The 22,843-nt window shown below is 63.8% G+C and carries 26 protein-coding genes and 1 pseudogene; 10 read left to right on the forward strand and 17 right to left on the reverse strand.

The window, feature by feature from the left end; all coding sequences use genetic code 11:
• Positions 1–140: 140 nt before the first annotated feature.
• From ACFFP0_RS21640 to ACFFP0_RS21650, 3 genes are all read right to left on the reverse strand, one after another.
• Positions 141–866 (reverse strand): L,D-transpeptidase, encoded by a 726-nt coding sequence (locus ACFFP0_RS21640; RefSeq protein WP_377264267.1) that lies wholly within the window; start codon positions 864–866, stop codon positions 141–143.
• A gap of 221 nt (positions 867–1,087) precedes the next feature.
• A complete protein-coding gene (locus ACFFP0_RS21645; protein WP_377264268.1) occupies positions 1,088–1,912 on the reverse strand; it encodes a L,D-transpeptidase in 825 nt (274 codons plus the stop codon).
• Between the two features lie 75 nt (positions 1,913–1,987).
• Positions 1,988–2,455 (reverse strand): Rrf2 family transcriptional regulator, encoded by a 468-nt coding sequence (locus tag ACFFP0_RS21650; RefSeq protein ID WP_377264269.1) that lies wholly within the window; start codon positions 2,453–2,455, stop codon positions 1,988–1,990.
• A 141-nt stretch (positions 2,456–2,596) separates the two neighbouring features.
• Between ACFFP0_RS21650 and ACFFP0_RS21655 the strand changes: the two genes are divergently transcribed.
• A complete protein-coding gene (locus tag ACFFP0_RS21655) occupies positions 2,597–3,487 on the forward strand; it encodes an NAD(P)/FAD-dependent oxidoreductase (protein ID WP_377264270.1) in 891 nt (296 codons plus the stop codon).
• 46 nt (positions 3,488–3,533) lie between these two features.
• Here the strand turns inward: ACFFP0_RS21655 and ACFFP0_RS21660 are convergent, their stop codons facing one another.
• The 4 genes and pseudogenes from ACFFP0_RS21660 to ACFFP0_RS21675 form a co-directional block, all read right to left on the reverse strand.
• A complete protein-coding gene (locus ACFFP0_RS21660; protein WP_377264271.1) occupies positions 3,534–4,490 on the reverse strand; it encodes an alpha/beta hydrolase family protein in 957 nt (318 codons plus the stop codon).
• Positions 4,491–4,581: 91 nt separating this feature from the next.
• A pseudogene (locus ACFFP0_RS21665) lies at positions 4,582–6,218 on the reverse strand (cisplatin damage response ATP-dependent DNA ligase).
• Positions 6,219–6,453: 235 nt separating this feature from the next.
• A complete protein-coding gene (locus ACFFP0_RS21670) occupies positions 6,454–7,464 on the reverse strand; it encodes a ligase-associated DNA damage response exonuclease (protein ID WP_377264272.1) in 1,011 nt (336 codons plus the stop codon).
• 37 nt (positions 7,465–7,501) lie between these two features.
• Entirely contained in the window at positions 7,502–9,034 is a 1,533-nt protein-coding gene (locus ACFFP0_RS21675) for an MDR family MFS transporter (protein ID WP_377264273.1), read from the reverse strand.
• Between the two features lie 117 nt (positions 9,035–9,151).
• Here ACFFP0_RS21675 and ACFFP0_RS21680 point away from each other — a divergent pair, with 117 nt between their 5' ends.
• The 3 genes from ACFFP0_RS21680 (at position 9,152) to ACFFP0_RS21690 (ending at position 10,324) form a co-directional block, all read left to right on the forward strand.
• Positions 9,152–9,682 (forward strand): MarR family winged helix-turn-helix transcriptional regulator, encoded by a 531-nt coding sequence (locus ACFFP0_RS21680; RefSeq protein ID WP_377264274.1) that lies wholly within the window; start codon positions 9,152–9,154, stop codon positions 9,680–9,682.
• Between the two features lie 69 nt (positions 9,683–9,751).
• Positions 9,752–9,997, forward strand: coding sequence for a type II toxin-antitoxin system ParD family antitoxin (locus ACFFP0_RS21685; RefSeq protein WP_377264275.1), 246 nt, complete (start codon positions 9,752–9,754; stop codon positions 9,995–9,997).
• Positions 9,998–10,324 (forward strand): type II toxin-antitoxin system RelE/ParE family toxin, encoded by a 327-nt coding sequence (locus tag ACFFP0_RS21690; RefSeq protein WP_377264276.1) that lies wholly within the window; start codon positions 9,998–10,000, stop codon positions 10,322–10,324. It begins immediately after the preceding gene.
• Here ACFFP0_RS21690 and ACFFP0_RS21695 read toward each other — a convergent pair.
• Positions 10,321–11,835 carry a sensor domain-containing protein gene (locus tag ACFFP0_RS21695; RefSeq protein ID WP_377264277.1) on the reverse strand — a complete coding sequence of 505 codons (1,515 nt, stop codon included), beginning with the start codon at positions 11,833–11,835 and terminating at the stop codon, positions 10,321–10,323. The two genes, ACFFP0_RS21690 and ACFFP0_RS21695, sit on opposite strands and share 4 nt — an antisense overlap.
• A 228-nt stretch (positions 11,836–12,063) precedes the next feature.
• On the opposite strand from ACFFP0_RS21695, the gene ACFFP0_RS21700 reads away from it, so the two are divergent.
• Complete coding sequence (locus ACFFP0_RS21700; RefSeq protein ID WP_377264278.1) at positions 12,064–13,437, forward strand: TIGR03808 family TAT-translocated repetitive protein; 1,374 nt, start codon at positions 12,064–12,066, stop codon at positions 13,435–13,437.
• On the opposite strand, the gene ACFFP0_RS21705 is transcribed toward ACFFP0_RS21700, so the two are convergent.
• Positions 13,434–13,583: a hypothetical protein gene (locus ACFFP0_RS21705; RefSeq protein ID WP_377264279.1), complete on the reverse strand. Its 150-nt coding sequence runs from the start codon at positions 13,581–13,583 to the stop codon at positions 13,434–13,436. The two genes, ACFFP0_RS21700 and ACFFP0_RS21705, sit on opposite strands and share 4 nt — an antisense overlap.
• A 151-nt stretch (positions 13,584–13,734) precedes the next feature.
• Entirely contained in the window at positions 13,735–14,022 is a 288-nt protein-coding gene (locus tag ACFFP0_RS21710) for a ribbon-helix-helix domain-containing protein (RefSeq protein ID WP_377264280.1), read from the reverse strand.
• Positions 14,023–14,206: 184 nt separating this feature from the next.
• Between ACFFP0_RS21710 and ACFFP0_RS21715 the strand changes: the two genes are divergently transcribed.
• The gene (locus ACFFP0_RS21715) at positions 14,207–14,866 is read left to right on the forward strand and encodes a glutathione S-transferase family protein (protein WP_377264281.1); all 660 of its coding nucleotides are present in this window, start codon (positions 14,207–14,209) and stop codon (positions 14,864–14,866) included.
• 11 nt (positions 14,867–14,877) lie between these two features.
• Here ACFFP0_RS21715 and ACFFP0_RS21720 read toward each other — a convergent pair whose 3' ends face one another.
• Positions 14,878–15,768, reverse strand: coding sequence for a LysR substrate-binding domain-containing protein (locus tag ACFFP0_RS21720; RefSeq protein ID WP_377264282.1), 891 nt, complete (start codon positions 15,766–15,768; stop codon positions 14,878–14,880).
• Positions 15,769–15,870: 102 nt separating this feature from the next.
• Between ACFFP0_RS21720 and ACFFP0_RS21725 the strand changes: the two genes are divergently transcribed.
• Positions 15,871–16,074 carry a hypothetical protein gene (locus ACFFP0_RS21725; protein WP_377264283.1) on the forward strand — a complete coding sequence of 68 codons (204 nt, stop codon included), beginning with the start codon at positions 15,871–15,873 and terminating at the stop codon, positions 16,072–16,074.
• Positions 16,075–16,078: 4 nt separating this feature from the next.
• On the opposite strand, the gene ACFFP0_RS21730 is transcribed toward ACFFP0_RS21725, so the two are convergent.
• The gene (locus ACFFP0_RS21730) at positions 16,079–16,702 is read right to left on the reverse strand and encodes a glutathione S-transferase family protein (RefSeq protein ID WP_377264284.1); all 624 of its coding nucleotides are present in this window, start codon (positions 16,700–16,702) and stop codon (positions 16,079–16,081) included.
• A gap of 55 nt (positions 16,703–16,757) precedes the next feature.
• Positions 16,758–17,114, reverse strand: a complete 357-nt coding sequence (locus ACFFP0_RS21735; protein WP_377264285.1) for a DUF4406 domain-containing protein — start codon at positions 17,112–17,114, stop codon at positions 16,758–16,760.
• A 126-nt stretch (positions 17,115–17,240) separates the two neighbouring features.
• On the opposite strand from ACFFP0_RS21735, the gene ACFFP0_RS21740 reads away from it, so the two are divergent.
• The gene (locus ACFFP0_RS21740) at positions 17,241–17,996 is read left to right on the forward strand and encodes a DeoR/GlpR family DNA-binding transcription regulator (protein WP_377264286.1); all 756 of its coding nucleotides are present in this window, start codon (positions 17,241–17,243) and stop codon (positions 17,994–17,996) included.
• 96 nt (positions 17,997–18,092) lie between these two features.
• Positions 18,093–18,608: a hypothetical protein gene (locus ACFFP0_RS21745; RefSeq protein ID WP_377264287.1), complete on the forward strand. Its 516-nt coding sequence runs from the start codon at positions 18,093–18,095 to the stop codon at positions 18,606–18,608.
• Positions 18,609–18,671: 63 nt separating this feature from the next.
• Here ACFFP0_RS21745 and ACFFP0_RS21750 read toward each other — a convergent pair whose 3' ends face one another.
• On the reverse strand, positions 18,672–19,679 hold the full coding sequence (locus tag ACFFP0_RS21750; protein WP_377264288.1) for an asparaginase: 1,008 nt from the start codon (positions 19,677–19,679) through the stop codon (positions 18,672–18,674).
• A gap of 98 nt (positions 19,680–19,777) precedes the next feature.
• Here ACFFP0_RS21750 and ACFFP0_RS21755 point away from each other — a divergent pair, with 98 nt between their 5' ends.
• A complete protein-coding gene (locus ACFFP0_RS21755; protein WP_377264289.1) occupies positions 19,778–20,515 on the forward strand; it encodes a DUF3750 domain-containing protein in 738 nt (245 codons plus the stop codon).
• A gap of 73 nt (positions 20,516–20,588) precedes the next feature.
• On the opposite strand, the gene ACFFP0_RS21760 is transcribed toward ACFFP0_RS21755, so the two are convergent.
• From ACFFP0_RS21760 to ACFFP0_RS21770, 3 genes are all read right to left on the reverse strand, one after another.
• Positions 20,589–20,735 carry a DUF1127 domain-containing protein gene (locus tag ACFFP0_RS21760; RefSeq protein ID WP_377264290.1) on the reverse strand — a complete coding sequence of 49 codons (147 nt, stop codon included), beginning with the start codon at positions 20,733–20,735 and terminating at the stop codon, positions 20,589–20,591.
• Positions 20,736–21,297: 562 nt separating this feature from the next.
• Complete coding sequence (locus tag ACFFP0_RS21765; RefSeq protein WP_377264291.1) at positions 21,298–21,579, reverse strand: helix-turn-helix domain-containing protein; 282 nt, start codon at positions 21,577–21,579, stop codon at positions 21,298–21,300.
• Between the two features lie 195 nt (positions 21,580–21,774).
• Complete coding sequence (locus tag ACFFP0_RS21770) at positions 21,775–22,773, reverse strand: NAD(P)H-quinone oxidoreductase (RefSeq protein ID WP_377264292.1); 999 nt, start codon at positions 22,771–22,773, stop codon at positions 21,775–21,777.
• Positions 22,774–22,843 lie beyond the last annotated feature (70 nt).

Here is a 22,843-nt window from a genome sequence, read left to right on the forward strand (position 1 = left end):
GTTTGACCGCCGGGCCTATAACAGGCTCATGTGACAACTCGATCGGCCCGCTGGCCCGGCCCTTCGCCCCGGCAGCGCGTTCGCCGGCACAATCCATCCGCCGACGGTCCGCCGGATCGATCGCGACGCTGCGCCTCTTCCTACTGCCACACGACGATGCGCGCCTTGTTGGGCACGCGGTCATAGAGATCGATGATATCCTGGTTCATCAGGCGGACGCAGCCGGACGAAACGGCCTTGCCGATCGAATTCCATTCCGGCGAACCGTGCAGGCGGTAAAGCGTGTCCTCGCCATTCTGGAAAATGTAGAGCGCACGGGCGCCGAGCGGGTTCAGCAGGCCGGGCGGCATGCCGCCGTTGTCCGCCGAATATTTCGCGAGTTCCGGCTGGCGGGCGATCATCTCGTTCGGCGGCGTCCATTTCGGCCATTTCTGACGCCACTGGATCACGCCGTCGCCCGACCACGCGAAACCCTGGCGGCCGATGCCGACGCCGTAGCGCATGGCCGAACCGCCGGGCTCGACCAGATAGAGGAAACGGGACGGCGTATCCACGACCACGGTGCCCGGACGCTCGCCCGTCGGATCGACAACGCGCTGGCGATAGTAGCGCGGGTTGATCTGCCGATAGGGTATGGCCGGGATGACGAAGCCGCCATCGACCACCGTGCCGTACATCAGGTCCAGATCCGGGTCTCCGGCGGGCACGATCTCCGGCCGGCGAACGCTGCCGCCGCCGTCGCGATAGCTGATGAGCGTATCCTGCGGCCCGGGAACCGTCGAGGCGCAACCGGCCAAAGTCGAAGCCGTGCCGGCGCCCAGGAGAGACAGGAAGCCCCGGCGGGAATAGGAAGTGTTCAGGATCATTTCAGATAGGACCGCTCGATAGGATACGCTTGAACTGGCAAAAGCATACTTCAACGGAGGGATGACCGAAAGGTTCCTGATCCCCTCCCCGGCCTCGAAGCATAAGGCCTGCGATAATTTAGCAACTATTCACAAGGCCTGCACGACACTTCAAACCCTTGAGAAGAAACGCAAAAGGAGCGGCAAGGCCACTCCTCCGGCAAGGCCGTTTCCGTTCGCGATCAAATAACGACGATCGGCGTGCCGGACGGGACCCGGTCGAAGAGGTCGATGACATCCTGATTCAACATGCGGACGCAGCCCGACGAGGTCGCCTTGCCGACCGACTGCCAGTCCGGCGTGCCGTGGACGCGATAGAGCGTGTCCCTGCCGTCCTGAAAGATATAGAGGGCGCGCGCGCCGAGCGGATTGTTGAGGCCGGGATCGGCGCCGCCTTCGGAGGCCGCGAACTGGCGCAGTTCCGGCTGGCGCGCGACCATTTCGTCCGACGGCGTCCAGCGCGGCCATTTCGCCTTGCGCTGAATGACGCCGCGGCCATGCCAGGCGAAACCCGCCCGCCCGAGGCCCACGCCGTAGCGAATCGCCTTGCCGCCGGGCTGCACGAAATAGAGATAGCGCGACTTCGTATCGACGACGATGGTGCCCGGCGTCTCGGCAGTGCGGTAATCCACCTCCTGGCGGAGATAACGGGCGTCGACCCGCGAAAGGGGAATGGCCGGAAGCGTATGGCCCTCGTCGCGGATCACGTCATACATGGTGCGATGCACGGGGTTGGAGACCGGCAGGCCATAGGTCTGGTGGAAATCAGACGGATAAAGCTGGCGCTTGTGCGGAATGCCTCCCGGCATAGGAGGCGGCTGATTCGTCGGAGGGTCCTGATAGGGAGGCACGTAGAAGACCGGCGCGGTCTCCTGGACGAAGACATCCGGGTTCATCCGGCTCGTATCGGTCACGAAAGGCACCTGGCAGCCGGCGAGCGTGGCGGCCGCGGCAAGAACCAGCAAGAGGCCGGTGATTCGGCGGAAAGGTCGAAGAGAAATTGGCATGGAAACCCGCTTCCGGCAGATGACGTCGGCCACGACATTCGCAGACGCGGCTGGCGCGAAGCTGGTGGAAACTCCTCAGGGCGCGCAGCCGGAGCCGGCCTGCAGGGCCAAGCCGGAACGGCGCGAAAGGCGGGCTTCGAAATCCTCGGCGATATCCGCCAGGGTCACATGGCCGAACCGTTCGAGCAGCAATTTCTCCGCCTCCGCGAAGGCGTCGGCAAGGGCGGCGTCGACCGCCTGCTCCACCAGACATTGCGGACTGTCGCAGGCCGGCCCCATCGCAAAAACCGGCGGCTCGCCGACGGCCTGATAGATGTCGAGAAGCGTCATCTCCTGCAGAGACCTGCCCAGCGTCCACCCTCCGCCATGTCCCTTCCCGGACCGGACATATCCCTTTTCCCGCAAGCCGGCCATGGTCCGGCGGATGACCACCGGATTGGCGTCGAGCATCCGGGCGATCGTTTCGGACGTCGCGGCTCCCTCATGGCGGTCCATGTGGATCAGCACATGCAGCATGCGTGAAAGGCGGCTGTCGCGTCTCATAGGCTCCACCCTGCATTTTCGAACTTTCCTATTCTAGGACCGAAGCCGGCGCTTACGCAACAAACAAAGTTACAAATCGCTTGACGGCCTCCCGCTTATGTAACTTAATAAGTGTCGAGACTTCACCGAAGGAGTGACCCGATGACTTATGACGCCATCATCGTCGGCGGCAGCTATGCCGGCCTTTCGGCCGCCCTGCCGCTCGCCCGTGCCCGCAGGAAGATCCTCGTGATCGACGAGGGCATCCGCCGGAACCGGTTTGCGAAAGCATCCTATGGCTTTCTCGGCCAGGATGGCCGCCCGCCGGAAGCCATAGCCCGGGACGCCCGCGAGCAGCTTCTTCGCTATCCGACGGTGGAATGGCTGGAAGGCCGCGCGGAGCAGGCGAAACGGGAAGAAAAACACTTCGCCATCCGTACCGGCGACGGCAGGCGGCTTTCCGCCCGGCGCCTGGTGCTCGCGATCGGCATCGCGGACGACCTGCCGGGCATTCCGGGCCTCGCCGAACGCTGGGGACGCAGCGTCTTCCATTGCCCCTATTGCCACGGCTACGAGCTCGATCAGGGCCATATAGGCGTGATCGCCGTGTCCGAAGCCTCCATGCACCATGCCCTGATGCTGCCGGACTGGGGCAGGACGACCTTCCTGCTCAACGGCGCTTTCACGCCCGACAGCGGGCAGGAGGCGGAGCTTCACGAAAGGGGCGTCACAATCGAGGCGGCTTCCATCGCGCGGATCGGCGGGGATGCCGACGTCGTCCTCACGGACGGACGGACGATCCGTTTCGACGGCCTTTTCACCCTGCCGAAGTCGCGGCCCGCAAGCCCGATCGCTTCGCAGCTCGGCTGCGAATTCGATGAGACCGGCCTCTATCCCTTCATCAGGACGGGCATGACCAAGGAGACGAGCGTGCCCGGCGTCTTTGCCTGCGGCGATGCGGCCAGAGCGGCGGGATCGGTCCCGCTTGCCGTCGGAGACGGCAACATGGCCGGCGCGGCCACGCATCAGTCGCTGCTCTTCAGAAGGGACTAGGACGCCGTACGTCCTTTTGGACGATCTAACCTATCGAATCTACGCATCATCCCGCGACGTGATTGAAGAAGCGGATACTCTCGTCCACCGCGCCCGGCACGACCCCGTTATGGGTTCCGGGCAGCAGCTTCGCCTCGATGGAAATACCGGCCGAACGGGCGCGGTCCATCAACAGCTGGTGGTCCGCGTCGAACGGACGTTCCTCGGTGCCGCGCAGCAGGAGCGTCGGGCATTTGAGGCTCGGGCCGAAACAGACCGACGAACGCATGATGAATTCCTTCTGATCGGCCTCATCGAACCGGACCTCCCGCTCGAACCGGCCGAAATAACGCCACGAATTGACCCCGGCGGAAATCGGCGCCGACGCCCGGAACTTGCGGGTCATGGAAGCGAGAAGGGCCAGCGTGCCGCCATTGCTGTGGCCGGCAAGGAAGAACCGGTTCCTGTCGATGCCGGGCAGTTCCTCCAGGTAGCTCGCGGCCGCGAGCGCGTCGGTCGTTTCGTCGTAGAAACCCGAATAGTTGCCCGCCTGGCCGTTCTCGCCGCGAAACGACGGCAGCATGACGACGAAACCCGCCTCCCAATAGGGTTTCATCAGCTCCCAGTGACCATCGCCCGTGGCGTTGCCGCCGTGCAGGAAAAGGACGGCTGGCCTGGGCTTAGAGGACGGCTCGTAGTGGGACAGCCAGGCGACCAGTTCGATGGAGCCATCGGGGCCGCCCCGATAAAGGACACGTCTCGATCCCGCCGGCGTGCCGAGCGGTTCCGACTTCTCGGGAGACGGGCCCTTGCGCACCAGGTTCGTCCGGAACCGCTTCCGCGCCTCGGCGTAATCTTCCTTTTCGAGCGGCGGCACATCCGGAACGGCAAAGTCCGCCGCGCTCGCGGAGGCAGGCAGCACCGCCGCGGCCGAAAGCCCGGCAGTGGCCGCAAGCAGCGTGCGACGGGTCAGGCCGCCGCCTTCCGGGGTGACGTGAGGGGAGAAAAAGCGATCGTCTGCCATTGCCTGCCGATCCTGATAAGCGTTGCACACCATTGATATCAGCATTCGCCTGTAGCGCTGTCCATTCAAGGATTCGAGAACTTCAGGGATTTCAGCCAGTTTTGCCATCCACCATGGCCGTCAGGGTCGAAAGGCGATCGGCGTCGCGAGGGAGCTTGTCCGGCCTCAGGCGCGCGATGCGCGGAAAGCGCATGGCGACGCCGGATTTGTGGCGTGTCGAGCGGTTGATGCCCTCGAAGGCGACTTCCAGCACGAAACCGAAACCCGGTTCCGCGCGCACCGCCCTCACCGGCCCGAACCGATCGACCGTGTTGTCGCGCACGAACTTGTCCAGCACTTCGAGTTCCGCGTCGGTAAAACCGAAATAGGCCTTGCCGACCGGCACCAGCTCTTCGCCATCCGGCGTTTCGGCCCAGACCCCGAAGGTGAAGTCCGAATAATAGCTGGACCGTTTGCCGTGGCCGCGCTGCGCATAAAGCATGACCGCGTCGATATTGTAGGGGTCGCGCTTCCATTTGAACCATGGCCCCTTGAGACGGCCGGCCTGGTAGGAACTGTCCTTTCTCTTGATCATCACCCCTTCGATGACCGGATCGGGCGGCGCAAGGCGCAGCCGGTCGAGTTCGTCCCAGCCCGAAAAGGACACGAGCCCGGAAAGGTCGAAGCGGTCGTGCGGAGCCCGTTCGATGACATCGCCGAGGCGCCGACGGCGCTCGAGGAAAGTCTCGGTCCGGATATCCAGGTCCCCCTGGAACAGCAGGTCATAGGCGCGCACGAAGGCGGGATATTTGTCCAGCATCCTGCCCGTCACCGTCTTGCGGTTCAGCCGCTGCTGCAGATCGGAAAAGGTGCGCGTCGGGCTGTTGGAGCGCGCCGTGCCGCCGATGAGCAGCTCGCCGTCGATCACACCTTCGAAATCGATCGCTCCGACGATATCGGGAAAGGCGCCGGGATGTCGTCGCCGGAGCGGGAATAGAGCTTCCGCGTGCCGCCATAGCTCGACATCTGCACCCGGATGCCGTCCCATTTCCATTCGGCCGCGTAATCGGCCGGATCGAGCCTTTCGAGATCGCCCTCCTCCACCGGATTGGCCAGCATGACCGAATGGAAGATGGCGGGGGTCGCCAGAACCGGCCTTTCCGCCCGCCCCTCCAGCCAGGCGAACAGAGGTTCGTAAGGCGGGGTCAGCCCATGCCAGAGCGTTTCGATCTCGGTCACATCCCGCCTGTCGTCGGGGCCGCTCATGTCCGACAGCGCCTGTTTGGCAAGCCGCGCGGAGACGCCGATGCGGAGCGCGCCCGTGGCAAGCTTGATGAAGGCGAAGCGGCTCGACGTGTCGAGCCTGTCGAGCAGGTCGCGGACCGCCGAACGCACCTCGGTCCGGCCGAGCGCGTTCATGCGCGTCACCACCTCGCCGAGCCGGGGCTGGCGCCCGTCGTCGGCCGCATCCTTGCGTCCGCCACCCCAGACGAGCGAGATGGTCTCGGCGAGATCGCCCACATAATCATAGGAATACCGGAACAGGACCGGGTCCATCCGCTCCAGCGCGAGATCGCGCAGCAAGGCGGGCTTGACGCCCTTCAGGTCGAGAGCGCCGGCCAGCGCCGCCAGCCCATACCCGCGGTCCGGGTCTGGCGTATTGCGGAAATAATCGACGAGCAGGGTGAGCTTGCCGTTGCGTGACGGAGTGAGGACAAGGCGGTCGAGCAGGGTGGCAAAAGCTTTCATCGCTCCACCTCATCATAGGCATGCCGTGGCAGCCCCCCTCTGCCCTGCCGGGCATCTCCCCCACAGGAGGGGAGACCGAATGTGGTGCGGCTTTCCCCTGACAGCATCCCTCCCACTCGCAGCAAGCCCCGCCACCGACGATGTCGCAAAGGCAGAGCAACGAGTCGATCTCCCCCCTCGTGGGGGAGATGCCCGGCAGGGCAGAGGGGGGTATCTTGCGGCGGACGGCCCACCATCAGTCCCCCTCGTCCTCGTAGCCGACGAGATGCAGCGGCCGGGCGGGAATGTTCTTCAGCTCGCACCAGCGCACCAGCGCCTCCTCGCGGCCATGGGTCACCCATACCTCCGAGGGGCCGATCTCCTCGATCGTGGCAAGCAGTTCCGGCCAGTCGCAGTGGTCGGAGATGACGAGCGGCAGTTCGACGCCGCCCTGTTTCGCCCGCTGGCGGATCAACATCCAGCCGGAGGCAAACGCGACCAGCGGCTCGTTGAACCGCCGTGCCCAGCGGTCCTGGAAAGCCGATGGCGGGCCGACGACGACGGCTCCCCTGAAAGCCGAGGGATCGCTCTTCTCGATCGTCGCGGGCCGGATGTCGCCGAGATCGATCCCCTGCCCGGCGTAATAGTCGCAGAGCCTTGCCAGCGCACCGTGGATATAGATCGGCTCGGCATAACCGCAGTCGCGGATGAGCCTTATGACGCGCTGCGCCTTGCCGAGCGCATAGGCGCCGACGAGATGGCTGCGCTCGGGAAACTGCCTGAGCGAGGTCAGGAGCTTGGCGACCTCATCCTTCGGGTCCGGATGATGAAAGACCGGCAGGCCGAAGGTCGCCTCGGTAATGAAGACGTCGCAGGCCACGGGCACGAAGGGCGCGCAGGTCGGATCGGTGCCGCGCTTGTAATCCCCCGACACGACGATGCGCAGTCCGTCCTTCTCGATGGCGATCTGGGCCGAACCGAGCACATGGCCGGCGGGATGAAAGCTCACCCTCACGCCGTCGAGATCGACCGCCTCGCCGAAGGCCGCGGCCTGTTCCGATCCGGCGAAACCGTCGCCGTAACGCAGCCGCATGATATCGAGCGTCTGGCGCGTGGCGAGCACCCTGGCATGGCCGGCGCGGGCATGGTCGGAATGGCCGTGGGTGATCAAGGCCCGCTCGACGGGACGCACCGGATCGACATGAAAGCGGCCGATGGGGCAGAAAAGCCCGGCCGGGGTTGGATGAAGCAGCGCCTCGGGTTTCATGCCCCTGAACATAGGGAGAAAACGGCGTGAAACCAGATCACTCCGATACGGCGGCAGGCTTCTTTTCCGCCATCTGCGCCGGCGGCAGGCGCACGGGTTTCAGCAGGCATGCGGCGATGAGGCCGGCGGCGGCAAATGCCGTGGCCGTCAGGAAAAGCGGCGTAAAGGCTCCGGCATAAAGCGCGTGGACCGCCATGCGCGAGGCTTCCGGCAGTTCGAGCATCATGTTCGGCGTCAGCGAACGGATATCCCCGACGCCGGGGATGCTGGTGCCGACGTCCCTGATGCCGGCGGCGATGATCGCGCCGTAAATCGAGATCGCGATCGACGCGCCGGCCATGCGCATCAGCGTCACGGCGCCGGTCGCCGCGCCGACATCCTCGCGCGGCGCGGAATTCTGCACGCCGATGACCGGCGACTGCTGCCCGAAGCCGATCGCCAGCCCCTGCAGCAGCATGAAGGCGAGGATGACGACGACAGGCGTTCCGGCCGACAGTTGCGAGAAGAGGAAAAGCGCCACGACATTCAGCGACAGCCCGATGATCGAGAACGGCTTGTAGCGGCCCGTGATCGAGATCAGCCGTCCCGTCGACACGGACCCGATGACGATGCCGGTGGTGGTGGCGATGAAGAAGAAACTCGCCACCGACGGCGAAAGGCCGGTCGTCGTCTGCAGGAAAAGGGCGAAATAATTGGCCATGCCTATCGCCACCGCGCCGGTGCAGAAGGCGACGGTCAGGAAGAGCGAGAAGGTCGAGTCGCGGAAAAGCTTCAGGGGCACGATCGGCTCCGGCACGCGGCTTTCGACGAACACCCAGAGGATGGCGCAGACCGCGCCGACCGCCACCACCAGCATCGACTGCCAGGCGCCCAGCGAACCGAAAAGCGTCACGCTGTCGGCCCAGACGACGACGCTCGCCACCACCGCGGTCAGCAGGACGGCTCCGAGATAATCGATCTTCGGCTTGCGGACGGGGCGGCGGTAGGGGAGGAGAATGGCGATGCCCGTGAGCGCGACGATGCCGATCGGCAGGTTGATCAGGAAGATGGAGCGCCAGCCGAAAAGCTCGCTCATCGTGCCGCCCATCAGCGGTCCGAGACCGCCGGACGCCATCAGCACCAGGCTCGAATAACTCTGGTATTTCGCCCGCTCCCGCGGCTCGAACAGATCGGCGTTGATGGAGAAGATCGACACCATGATCCCGCCACCGCCAATGCCCTGCAGCAGGCGGGAAGCGATGAGCGAATCCATCGACCATGCAAGACCGCAGGTCAGCGATCCGACGGTGAAGATGACGATCGCCGCCAGCATCACATATTTCCGGCCGAAGAGATCGCCAAGCTTGCCGTAGATGGGCATGCTGGTGCTGCTGGACAGCAGATAGGCCGATCCTACCCAGCCGAAACGCTCCAGCTCGCCGAACTCGCCGATGATCGTCGGCAAGGCGGTCGAGACGATCTGGTTGTCCAGCGTCGCCATGAACATCGCTGTCAGCAAAAAGCAGAAGATCACCAACCGCTGCCGGTGATTGGTGACGAGCGGCACATAGGCCGGGCGGGTCATATCCATAGGTCAATCCAAGATGCCGTCAATTTATGTGCCTCCAGCATATAATTGTCAATGGCATCTGGATGCATATCGCAAACGACTATTGGAAAGCCGCAGGCGCTCTGATATTGTTTCTCGATGACGACCAAGAGCCTTTCGAAGCGGGAAACCGCCTCCCCTCCCTCGCCGGAAGACGTGGCACGCGTCGGCGAGATGCTCGGCCGCATGCGGCTGCTCATCGGCCGGCGCATCATCGGGCGCACGGCGATCGCCAATATCGCCCCGGGCCTCGATATCTCGCATCTCGACGCGCTGGACGCGCTGCGTCGCATCGAGGGCGAGGTGACCGTCGGGGCGATCGCGGAGGCGATGCGCATCGATCCCTCCCGCGGCAGCAGGCTGGTGGCGGACCTCGTGGCGCGCGGCATCCTGCGCCGCGACGCCTCCCAGGCGGATGGTCGCCGTTCGCTGATCGTCAGGACCGAATTCGGCGACAGCCTGATGGCGGAGATCCGCGCCGTCAAGCGCGCCCTGCTCGCCCGCGTGCTGGAGGATTGGCCGGAAGAGGAACTCGGCACCTTTTCCCTGCTGTTCGAAAAGTTCGTATCGAGTTTCGAGGCCGCTTATTCGACGGCGGAGACGGAAATCGAGCTTTCCCACGCCTCCTGACCGATGCCATAGATTGCGCATAAATTGTCATTCCGGTATGTTTTCACGAGATAGACCGGAGATGCATCCATGAACGTCTCGATCGGCCCCCGCTGGGAAAAATTCATAGAAGAAGCCGTGGAGGACGGCCGTTACGGCTCGGCGAGCGAAGTGGTGCGCGAAGGCCTGCGGCTCGTCGAAGAACGCGAGGCAAAGCTCTCGGCGCTGCGCGAAACGCTGCGGCGGTCGATCGAAGCAGGCGGCGATGTCGGTGAAGAAGAACTGGATGCCTTCCTGGACGCCGAATTCGAGAAGCTTGAAAAAGAAGGCCGTTGAATGCCTCGCATTCAATACCTCGACAGCGTGAAGGCGGATTTGGGGGACATCGCCCGCTACGTCTCAAGAGAGAGCGGCAATACGACCATCGCGCGACAATTCGTGAAAGCCTTGCGGCAGAAATGCCGCAATCTCGCAACCATGCCCGGAACCATGGGCCGGGATCGTTCCGATCTCGCTCCCGGCCTGAGAAGCATTGCCTGTCGCGGATACATAATCTTCTTCCGCTATGTCGGCGACCGCTTTCAGATCGTCAACATCCTTGAAGGCCATCGGGATGCGGATCGTCATTTCGGTACGGATACCGCACCGGGGGACGAGGGTTAGATCCCCTCGCCCGAAACCCACAGCCTGTCGCGTCCCTGGTCCTTCGCCTCGTACATCGCGCGGTCGGCCCGGGCGAGCAGGGCCTCGGGCGTATCGCCGTCCTGCGGGAAGAATGCGACACCCATGCTGCAGGTGGCCGCGACGCTGCGTCCCTCCACGACGATGGGGCGCGAGATCGCGGTGCGCACGTCCTGCAGCCGGCGCAGCACGCCCAGTTCATCCTGATTCGGATTGCTGAAGACGATCGCGAATTCGTCGCCGCCGAGGCGGACAAGAAGGTCGCTCGCGCGAATGCAATTGGCCATGCGGGACGACAGCGCCTTCAGGACCTCGTCCCCCGCGGCGTGGCCGAGCGTGTCGTTGATCTGCTTGAAATTGTCGAGGTCGACATAGGCGACCGTGATCTTGCGGCCTTCGCGGCGGGCCTGGTGCAGGGAACGGCTGAACTGGGTCCAGAACAGCGCCCGGTTCGGCAGGCCGGTCAGCGGGTCGTGATGCGCCATGTGCTGGATACGCTGCTCGTTGCGGGCGCGCTCGATGGCGATGCCGGCGATGTCGGTCGCCATGGCCATCAGCTCGAGCTCCAGATCCGTCGGCTCCCTCGGGCTGTCGGAATAGAGCCCGAACGTGCCGAGAACCCGCCCGTCCGGCCCCAGGATCGGCGTCGACCAGCAGGAGCGGAAACCGAACATCCGCGCCAGCTCGCGATAATCGTCCCAGAGCGGGTCGGCCAGAACGTCCCTGACGAGGACCGGCGAGCGCCGCCACGCGGCAGTGCCGCAGGAACCGACCTTCGGACCGATCCCGATGCCATCGATCAGCTTGACATAGGCCGGCGGCAGCCGCGTCGCCGCGCCGTGGCGCAACCGGTCGGTGCCCTCCTCGACAAGCAGGACGGACGCGACGATGCCGTCAAGCTCCTCCTCTACGGTGCGCACCAGTTCGTCCAGCACCGCCTGGAGCGGCTGGCCGCGGGCGATCATCTCCAGAAGGCGGGCATGCCCGTGGCGGCGGTCGTCCTGGCGCTTGCGCTCCGTGATGTCGCGTGAAATGCCGACAAGCCCGACGATCTGGCCATCGGCGTTGCGCAGCGGCATCTTCGACGTGGTGAGCCACAGCACACGGCCATCGGGAAGCTTGAGGCGCTCCTCCCGGCCCTGGACCGCGACACCCGTCGACATGATCTGCTGCTCGATGGCGAAGAGCTCGCGGGCGGTCTCATGGTCGAGGATGTCGAAATCGGTCCTGCCGATCATGTCCGAGCCGTCATGGAACTTGCTGTTGCGGCCGGCGGCGGCGTTGGCGAACACGAAACGGCTGCGGCGGTCCTTCACATAGATGAAGTCCGGCAGGTGATCGAGAAGAACACGGGTTTCGAGTTCCCGGGTGACGAGGGCAACGTCGAAATCGATATCGTTCTCGGTGGAAACACGAAGCAGGCGGCTGCAGAGTTCATCCAACGGGTCGGCGGGGAAAGCCGGGGGCATGCTATGTGACAGGGGTCCCACCATCCCTGTATCTCCTTCCACCTTCATCAGAAAAACACGCGAGAATCTGCCGCCCTATTGCTCTGCAGCATGGCGTAGAATTCCTTATCGTTGCTTAAGAACATCGTGAAATTGCCATGCTTGAAGCTTGCACAGAAGCCCTTTCTACTCAATCTCCAAAACTATTTAGCATAACGACATTGAAAGGACTGGCATAGAAAATGCTTTGTTGACGGCAAGGGAGCGTGTTGGATGATTCCGAGACGGACGGCATTGACGATGATCGCGGGCATGGCCGCATCCGGCGCGTTTCCCCGGCATGCGGCCACGGCTTCCGATCGCTTCCCGACCATCGACCTCCGAGGCTCGATCGACGCCCGCGAACATGGCGTCGTGCCGGAGGGGGGCGACAGGCAAAGCCGCAAGCTCGGCGAGATCATCGCCGGGGCCGCCCGACAGAATCTTTCCGTTTTCCTGCCGCCCGGCAACTACCGGGTATCCGGCCTCTCACTGCCGGACGGCGCCCGGATCACCGGTGTGCCGGGCGCCTCGCGGCTGGTCTATACCGGGGACGGGCATCTTCTGCGGGCCGAGGGCGCGCGCCGGATCGAACTTTCCAACCTCGTCATCGACGGCGCAGACCGCTGGCTCGACGACCAGAGCCCGGCGCTCGTCCACATGCGCGGCGTCGCGGAGGTTGCGATCGACAATTGCGAGATCATCGGCTCCCGCAAGACGGCCGTGCAGCTCGAGCGGTGCGGCGGCCGGATCGAGCGGAGCCGCATCTCGGGGGCTGCCGAATACGGGCTCTATGCCGTGGAAAGCAGCGGGCTTTCGGTCACCGGCAACGCCGTCCTCGATTGCGGCAACGGCGGCATCCTGATCCACCGCTGGACCAAGGGCATCGACGGCACGATCGTTTCCGGCAACCGCATCGCCGAGATCGGGGCGACGAACGGCGGGACCGGCCAGTACGGCAATGCGGTCAACCTGTTTCGCGCCGACAACGTGATGGTGACGGGAAACCACATCTCGCGATCGGCCTTTTCGGCGATCCGCGCCAACAGCGCCTCGAACGCCCAGATCGCCAACAACCAGTGTTTCGCATCCGGCGAAACGGCGATCTATGCCGAATTCGCCTTCGAGGGCGCGATGATCTCGGGCAATATCATCGACGGCGCGGCGAACGGCATCTCGGTCGTCAACTTCAACGAGGGCGGGCGGCTTGCGACGGTCACCGGCAATATCGTCCGCAACCTCCGGCCGACAGGTCCCTATGTCCTCGACGAGGCGATCTTCGGCGTCGGCATCAGCGTCGAGGCGGATACGGCGCTCACCGGCAACGTGATCGAGAATGTGCCGCTCTGGGGCATGGCGCTCGGCTTCGGCCCCTACCTGCGCAACGTGCTCGCGACCGGCAACATCGTACGCCAGGCCAGGATCGGCTGCGCGGTGAGCGTGGTCGAAGGAGCCGGCAACGCGGTGATCTCGGGCAACCTCTTCGACGCCGTCAGGGACGGCGCGGTGATCGGCCACCGCTGGAAGGCGCCGGCAACCGCCGAACTCGGCCGCGGCGACGGCCAGAGCTTCAGGCACCTGACGATCGACAACAACAGGATCGCCTAGGAGACATCCTCGCCGAAATCGACATCCCGGCCACGGTGGAAGATGCGTATGACCGTTACGACGTCCGCTTCCATGAAGAAGGCAATCGTTGCCCTGTAGCGATAACCGACGAGGCGCAGGCCGGGCCTTATCTCTTCACGAAGCATGCCGCGCTTCGGGAAGTCGCAAATCCGAGGCAATGCCCTTCGATCTTGCGGACATATTCCCGGGCTGCCTCCACGCCCATCCTGGGCGCCGGACAGGTCAGAACGTCTTCAAGATCCTCGATTGCCCGCGGTCCGAAAACGACGCGAGGGCTCATGCCTTGTTCTGCTTTTCGAGGAGCGGATCGGCATGGGCATCGAGGCGCCTTCGAACATCCTCCGGCGATACCGTGCGCTCGGGATGGGCTTTGAGTTCGTCATAAGCGGGAACGACCTCCTCCTCCAGCCATCTCTCGATCGCCGCATCGCGGGCGATGAGTGTCCGGAGGCCATCGCGGATGACCTCGCTTTCGGTGGCGTATCCACCGGAGGCGACCTTGGCCTTCACCATCTCCGCCATCTCGACCGGCAAGGTGATGCCGAGCGACCGGGTGGTGCGCATTGGAAGGCTCCTGAAGACCGATTGGACACGATTAAATCCTATCCAGAATTTTCATCGTCCTCCAACGGGGATTGGCCTTTTGTTTTCCGGCTCATGCCCATAGCTTGCGCCCGGCATTGTTTCGCATGCCGTGGCCCCGAATTCGCTTCCGCTTTCGGGGGCGGCCGCGCAAGGAGGGTATCGAATGCTGAAAATCTATGGTGTCTATCGCTCGCGGGCCACCCGTCCGCTCTGGCTCGTCGAGGAACTCGGCATACCGTTCGAGCATGTTCTCGTCATCCAGGGCTACCGGCTGCCGGAGCCGATGGCGCCCGGCGCACGCGTCAACACGCTGTCGCCGGAATTCCTGGCGATCAATCCGATGGGTTCGATCCCGTCGATGGACGACGACGGTTTCGTGCTGCACGAATCGCTGGCGATCACGCTTTACCTCGCCCGCAAATACGGTGGCGAACTGGGCCCGAAGGACATCGCCGAAGAGGCGCTGATGGTGCAGTGGTCGCTGTTCGCCGCCACCAGCGTCGAGACGTCCGCGCTGAAGATTTCCTCGACGGCCGCCGGCGGCAAGGCCGACACCGAGGAAGGCAAGACCGAGATCGACGTCGCCGCCCGCCTCCTGAAACGCCCCTTCGACGTTCTCGAAAAGCATCTTTCGAAGAACAGCCACATCGTCGGCAACCGCTTCACCGCAGCCGATATCAATGTCGCCGAAGTCGTGCGCTACGCGCAGGCATATGCCCCTCTCTTCGACAGCCGTCCGGCGCTGAAGGCCTGGATAGAGGCGGCGCAGGCCCGCCCCGGTTTCAAGGCCATGTGGGACAAGCGCACCGCCGAACCGGCCTGATCCCGTGGCGATCAGGGCTCTTCCAGCCCGGCGAGCTCCGCTTTCAGCCAGGTGTGGAAGGCCCTGACCTTTTCGGGTGGCCGCGATCCGGCGCGGGTGACGAAATAATGCCCGAAGCCGGTTGCGGCGCGGATCGGGAAAGGGGCGACGAGCCGCCCCTGATCCAGCGCATAGGCTGCGAGCGTCTGCCAGGCGAGCATGACCCCCTCGCCCGCCATCGTGGCATCGAGGCATAGCGACGCCTCGTTGAAGACATGGCGGATGCTCATCGGCGCGGGCTCGATGCCCGCCGCCTGGAACCAGACGTCCCACGAGAACATCGCCCTGCCGTCGACGATCGCCGGCACCTTCAGGATATCGGCCGGCTCCCTCAGCCTTTCCGCCAGGGCCGGCGCGCAGACCGGGAAGACAAGCTGCGGCAGCAGAAGCTGCGCATCGACGCCCGGCCACCTGCCCGCCCCGACGCGGATGCCGAGATCGACGTTGTCGATCGCGAAATCCACGAGAGCCGTGGTCGCATCGATCCGCAACCGGATCTCCGGATGCAACGCGGAAAACCGGTCGAGCCGGTGCACCAGGAAACGGGCGGCGAAGACGGGCGCGACGGAAATGGTCAGCAGCGTATCGTCCCGCCGCCTTCCGACACACACGGCCTCCGACAGGGAATGGAACCCTTCGGTCAGCCGGACCAGCATGGGCTGCGCCCATTCGACCGGCACCATGCCCTTCGGCAAACGATGGAAGACCGGCCGGCCGAGCTGCGCCTCGGCCTTGATGACCTGCTGGCTGACGGCGCCGACGGAGACGCCAAGTTCCTCCGCCGCCGCCTGCAGCGAGCCCAGGCGGCCGACCGCTTCCAGCGCGCGCAACCCGTTCAGATGCACGAGGTTCAGGTTGTTCATATAGATTTTCTAAAGCCCGCGCCTTCAGAACTCAATTGAAAATCCAGCCGTCCGGGCCGATATTCCGGGTGCAAATGATAACAAATTTGCGAGGTGACACTCATGACACCGCTCCAGATTTTCTCGAAGATGAAGACCTGGCTGACATCGGCGGCATCGCGCCCGGACGTGCGGGCCGATGATCCGTTCCGTGATCCGGACATCGGTTCCATGGACCTCAGGCAGCTCGCCGATCTGCCTTTTCCCCGTCCCGTTCCGCCCGGAGCGGGGACCTGCGAAAAAGCCTGCCTTTCGAAATGCGCCTGAACCGTCAGGCCGCGGCCTCTTCGGCAAATGCCTTTTGCACCGCCGGACGCGCCTTCATGGCCTCGAAATGGGCCTGCACCCGCGGGAACCGCGCGATATCGACCTTATCTCCCTCCAGCCAGGTGGCTATGGTGAAAAGGTAGGGATCGGCGATCGAATAGCGGTCGCCGAGCACGTATGGGCCGGCCAGCAACTCGTCCTCGATCAGGCGGAACGACTCGCCCATGGTCTGCGGAACCTTGCGCTGCATGTCGGCATGCGAGGACGGCTCGTCGGCCCAGCGTGTGCCGCGACGGCCATGCGCATGAGCCACATGCACCGTCGAGGCGAGATAGGCGTTGAACGCCTGCATCCGGCCGAACAGGAACGGATCGTCGAGCGGCGCGAGGTTCGCCTCCCGCGCGACCTGCGCGATGAAGGCGAGGATCGCCACGGTTTCGGTCAGGACGCCCTTGTCCATCACCAGCGCCGGCACGCGCCCTTTCGGGTTGATCTTCAGGTAGGCTTCGGAACGCTGTTCGTTCTCGGCGAACTTCACCCGCCTGACCTCGTAGGGCAGGCCGGATTCGGCAAGTGCGATATGGCTGGCGAGCGCACAGGTGCCCGGCGCGAAATAGAGCGTGTACAATCGGCATCCTCCGTTTCAGGATGCCGTTTTAGCACAGCTTCGCGCGACGGAAAGGTCAAACGACGCCCGGCACGTCCTCCAGCCGGTGCCAGACCGGAATGCCGCGCTCCGTGGCGATCCTCACGTCGTTGTCGGCGCCCTTCGATTTTCCCGGCAGACGCAGCACGCCCTCGCAGAGCTGGAGCAGCCGTCCGGCCACCGGATGAAAAATCTCCTCGTAGAGATCGTCGCCCACCCGTTCGCCGCCTGCCGCATGCCAGACCGGCAGCGCCACCCATTCGCCGATCATCGGCACATGACCTGCCTTGAACAGAGCATGGGAGGGAGCCTCCAGCCGCTTCAGGTTCTCCGCCATCCTCTCCGGATCGTCTCCAGTGCCGGAACGATAGGGACCGGCGATCAAAATCAACATTTTCGTTTCTCCAACTGATCTGCGCCCATCGCAGAATTACACGAACATACCCGAAAATCTTTACAATCCAAGAATTATCAGGCATTATCATCCTTATTCATGCAACTTCGTGCAGAGTCAAGGACCATGCTGACCAGTCAACGCAAGAGCCTCATTCTCGATATGCTGCGCCGGGAGGGGCAGGTCGTCGCAAAACGCGTCGCCGGGGAATTCTCGCTTTCGGAGGACACGATCCGGCGCGACTTGAGGGAGATGGCGGCCGAGGGCCTGCTGAAGCGGGTGCATGGCGGGGCACTGCCGGTTTCACCGGACCTGCCGGATTTCTCGACGCGGCGGACCATTTCGTCTGCGGCAAAGCAGAGGCTCGGCGCGGCGGCGGCGGCCATGGTGAGGCCCGGCCAGTTGATCTTTCTCGACGGCGGCACGTCGACGGCGGAAATCGCCCGCGCCCTGCCTCGCAGCTTCGCCTTCACGGTGGCGACCCACAGCCCGACCATCGCAGCCGAACTCGAACATCATCCGACGGCGGAGGTGATCCTGATCGGCGGCCGACTCTACAAACATTCGATGGTGGCCGTCGGCGCGGCAAGCATCGGCCAGATATCCCTGATCCGGCCGGACATCTTCTTCCTCGGCGTCACCGCCATCCATCCCTCGCGCGGGCTTTCCACCGGCGATCTGGAGGAAGCGGCGGTCAAACGCCACATCGCCTCGCAGGCGGCGGAGACCCATGTGCTGGTCACCGCCGAAAAGCTCGACGCCTCCTCGCCGTGCACGATCATGCCGGTTTCCGATCTGGCGGGCATGATCGTGCCCGCCGAACTCGACGAACAGCGGCTATCCGCCTACCGGGCGCTCGGCGTCAATATCGTGGAGGTTTAGAGCATGTCGCGCAAAAATGTGCGGCGGCTTCACGCGACATGTACAAAAGCAAAGACCGCAACCGTGGCGCGCAAAGCGGAAGGAAGGGAGTTTCAGATGGCACCAATGATCTCAGGCATGGACCGAATGGCAACGGGGTTGACGATCTTGACACTCCTGGCTTCTGGAGCGGCTGCCGCAATGCCATCGCCCCTGACCGTACCCAGGCTTCTGGACATTTGCCTGTCATCCACGGTGTCGGAAGCGACGGCGAAGGGGAATGCGCTCGGTTGGGGCCGCATGAAGGATCAGGAGACGGAAGAATGGCGCACGAATTTCCTGGCCTACAATGGCGGATCAGTGGACGTGATCGGCTGGCGGCGGGGAGAAAATGAGGGCGACGGCTTGCTGTCCTTCTGGATAGCCAAGGGACCAAACAGCCATAGGGCGTGTTCCTATTCGCTCGCCGGCCCTTCGAAGCTCTTGGCCGCCCTGATCGAGCAGCTTGGCACTCCCGGTACTTCCGATAAGTCCGACCTCGGTACAACGGCCTATTGGAAGCACGGATCGATGGAGGTTTCATTCTCCCAATTTGGATCGAGCACCATTGTCAACATTGCCCATAACGATTGAGCGGCGTGTTCACTGGTGAAAACGGCCGAAGTTTTCGGACCGTCCGGAAAGATCACGGCACGCTCAGCCAAACAGCGCGTCGGTGACGCGGACGTCGCCGACATGGATGCCGTTCCAGTTCCTCATGGACTTGTTGGCCATGGAGAGAAGCCGGGTCTCCACCTCGCCGCCCTTCTCGACATACCGGGCGATCAGCGCGAAGATCATCGCTTCGGCGGCCCGCGTCGTGCCGTCTTCGCATTTCACCGCCATGGCGAGCCCCTGATCCGGCAGGGCCGCGACGAAGACGCCTTCCGCGCCGGTCTTGGCGAAGATCTTGCCGGGAGCCGCCTGCATCAGGCCGGTGCATGCGCGGTTGGTGCCGGCGACATAAAAGGGTTCGGCCATGCAGGCCTGCATCAGCCGCCGCGAGGCCCTGGCGCGCTCCGGCGAAAGGGTATTGCCGGTGACCATTTTCGCGAAACCGTGGGCAAGGCCCTTGAGCGGCACCGCATAGGTCGGGATCGAGCAGCCATCCGTGCCGCAGTTCTGGTGGCCGAGGGTCGCGCCCGTCAGAACCTCCATCGTGCCGCGGATTTCCGCCTGCAGCGGGTGGTCGTAGCCGACATATCCCTTCACCTCCAGTCCCGCATGCACACAGGTGCAGACGAAACCGGAATGTTTTCCCGAGCAGTTGTTGTGGAGCGCGGTCGGCTTCCCGATCGTGCGGGCCTGGTGGATCAGGGTGGCCTGATCCGAAGACCAATGCGCGCCGCATTCCAGCGCCGCATCGTCACGTCCGGCCTTCGCCAGCATTGCGGCGGCGGTCGCGACATGCGCATCCTCGCCGGAGTGGGAAGAACAGGCGAGCGCCAGCTCCACGTTTGAGAAACCATAGGCGTCGGCCGCGCCGCTTTCGACGAGGGGCAGCGCCTGCATGGCCTTGCAGGCCGAGCGCGGGAAGACATGCGCCTCCGCCTCGCCGAAGGAAAAGACCGTCCTGCCGTCTCCATCGACGACCACGCCCATGCCGCGATGGCGGCTTTCGACCAACTTGCCTCTGGTGACTTCGACGGTAACGGGGTTTTGCATGGCCGGTCCTGAAATTGCTGTTTTCAATGGCGCTTGTGGGAAGCGCAATATCACGGGCTCACAAATGAGTCCGGTGTTTTTTCGGGGGGCACCTTCACATGAAATCGGTTAAGCGGCTGTTTCTGGTCATCTTCATCGTCTACCTGCTGCCGACATTCGCTTCCGCCGGCCTGTGGGCGATGAAGGACCGGCCGGGCCGCTGGAGCGAGGCGCGCTGGTCTTCCGCCGGCATCCTGCCGAAAGCGGACGAAAGCGAGGAAGCTGCGATCTACGTCTTCTCCGCCATGACCGGCGGGCTGAAAGGCGCCGTCGCCAGCCATGCATGGATCGTCACCAAGGAAAAAGGCGCCGAAACCTACACGCGCTACGACAAGGTCGGATGGGGCAAACCGATGCGGCGCAACGGTTATCCGGCGGATGCCTACTGGTATTCCAACATGCCCGAACTCGTGACCTCGGTCACCGGCGCGAAAGCGGAGCTTCTCATTCCCGGGATCGGGGAAGCGATCGCCGCCTATCCCTATTCGGAGCCGGGCGGCTACACCATCTGGCCGGGGCCGAACTCCAATACCTTCGTCGCCTACGTGCTGCGCGAGGTGCCGGAACTCGGCGCCGTGCTGCCGCCGCATGCGGTCGGCCGCGACTACCTGCCGGACGGTGAATTCGTGCATCTCGACGACGACTGGCGCGATCTGCACGTGACGCTACGCGGCCTTCTCGGCTTTTCGGCCGGAATGCGCAGCGGCCTGGAAATTCACGTCCTGGGTCTGGTCGCAGGCATCGATATCGCCAATCCGGGCATCAAGCTGCCGGCGGTGGGGCGTATCGGATTTTGAGGGTCAGCTATGCATAAAATGCAAAACGCCCGCGAAGAGGCGGGCGTTTGACAATCATTCAGTCAGATGGCGATCAGAAGCCGGTGGCTTCGCGCGCAACACGGCGGATATCGCTCTGGGCAATGCCGAGGTCGTTGAGTTCGCGCGGGGTCATACGGCCCAGTTCGGCGACCGTCTGACGATATTTACGCCAATTGTTGAGAGTGCGTACGACGTTCATGATGATCCCCCTTTCCTGGGTTTTCGAAGCCTAGCAGCCAGTCCCTGGCGCTCTCGTTTGCTTCGATGACCGTTATATAGACGGGTCCGTGCTGCTCTAAAAGCGCTCAACCAGCAGGCCACCCATGCGTGAAATGCATGGGACGGGAAAAATAGAGCCGAGGGAAGGATCGTCGGGAGGGAGACCGGGGAATTCCTGAAAAGGAGAGGAATTCCCGAAAAAGGAAAAGGGCCGCTCGGAGCGACCCTTCCATGAAATCTGGTCCGGTTGAACGAACCTGGGCCGCCTCACGACGGTCCGGCAGGGAAGATGGGTTCAGGCCGAGGGCTGCCCCGTCAAGACCGTCACCTTTCCATTGCCCGTTACGCAGACCGAAATCTCACTAGACATTGGATCACCTTCCTTTCGTTACGTTGACGATGGAGAAAAGGTAGGTGCGATGCCGCGAGTCCGCAAGGCAAGTTATGTGAACGGCTGCGCATATAAGTGAGTTGATCCTTGAGCCTCGCGCCTTATCATGCGCAGGCTTCCAGCCGGGGAGTCGGAAGGTCAGGGCTTCGCGCTAAGCGGCATCCGCAATGTCCAATCGGACGGAAAGCCCGGCCTGCGACGCCAACCCGACCAAGGCATCCAAGCTGAAATTTGTGATGCGCCCCTTCAGCAGATCGCTCAATCGGGGCTGGGTAATGCCCAGACGACGCGCGGCCTCCGCCTGCGTCACGCGCCAGCTTCTCACCTTTTGCTCTATGGCGATCAGAAGCGCCGAACGCATCGACATATTCGCGGCTTCCGTCGACGTATCTTCGAGCGCATCCCAGACATTTTCAAAGCTCTGGCGTTCCATGGCTTCACTCTTTTCCGATCTGGCGCAGACGCGAAGCGGCCGAATCCAGATCCCGTCTCGCGGCGTGCTGCGTCTTCTTCCGAAACGCGTGCACACCCAGACGGCATCCTCGATCCCGGCAACGCAGATCACCCGAAATGCCCGGGTTTCATCGCGACACGGATTTCCCGCACACCCGAACCGAACGCAAGACGACTAGAACTTCAGCACGATCTTGCCGATGTGGCTGCTCGATTCCATCAGCCTGTGGGCTTCGGCGACCTCATCGAAGGGCAGGATCGTGTGGATGACGGGCGCGACCGTCCCCTCTTCCAGAAGCGGCCAGACCTCGGCGATCAGGTCGTCGCGGATGGCGCGCTTTTCATCTGCGGTGCGCGGCCGCATCGTCGAGCCTGTGACCGTCAGGCGCTTCACCATGATCGGCGCCAGGTTGACCTTTTCCGCCGTGCTTCCGCCGAGAAAGGCGATCATCGACAGGCAGCCGTCCTTCGCAAGCACGGAGAGGTTCTTTTCGAAATAGGCCGCGCCGATCATGTCGAGCACGACATCGACGCCGCGACCGCCGGTGACCTCCCTGACAACCGCGGCGAAATCCTCCGTCTTGTAGTCGATGCCGCGCGCGGCGCCCAGTTTCTCGCAGGCCTCGCATTTTTCTTTCGAGCCGGCGGTTGCGTAGACCGTCGCGCCAAAAGCCCTGGCAAGCTGGATCGCCGTCGTGCCGATGCCGCTCGTGCCGCCGTGGATCAGCACGCTTTCGCCCTCCGTCAGGCCGGCCATCTGGAAAAGATTGGCCCAGACCGTGAAGAAGGTTTCCGGCAGCGCGCAGGCCTTCACCGCGTCATACCCCTTCGGCCAGGGCAGCGCCTGGCCGGCCGGCACGGCGCAATATTCCGCGTAACCGCCGCCATTCGCCAGCGCGCAGACCTTGTCGCCCGGCTTGAAACCGGTGACACCGTCTCCAAGCGCCACGACCTCGCCGGCGATTTCCAGTCCCAGGACCGGGCTTGCATCCTTCGGCGGCGGATAGGTTCCCTGGCGCTGGGCGACGTCCGGCCGGTTCACGCCGGCCGCTTCCACCTTCACCAGGATCTCGCCCGGGCGAACCTGGGGCAACGGCCCCCTGGCAAGCGTCATGACCTCCGGTTTCCCGAAGGACGGCAAATCGATGAAACGCATTTCGGCGGGAAGCGGCATGGCGGACTCTCCTCTCAGGGACAAGCCACTGAATTAGGACATGACCGGCCTTATAGGAAGGCGGCGTTCG

Source organism: Neorhizobium puerariae (assembly GCF_042429745.1).
In the GTDB taxonomy this organism is placed as follows: Bacteria; Pseudomonadota; Alphaproteobacteria; order Rhizobiales; family Rhizobiaceae; genus Neorhizobium; species Neorhizobium puerariae.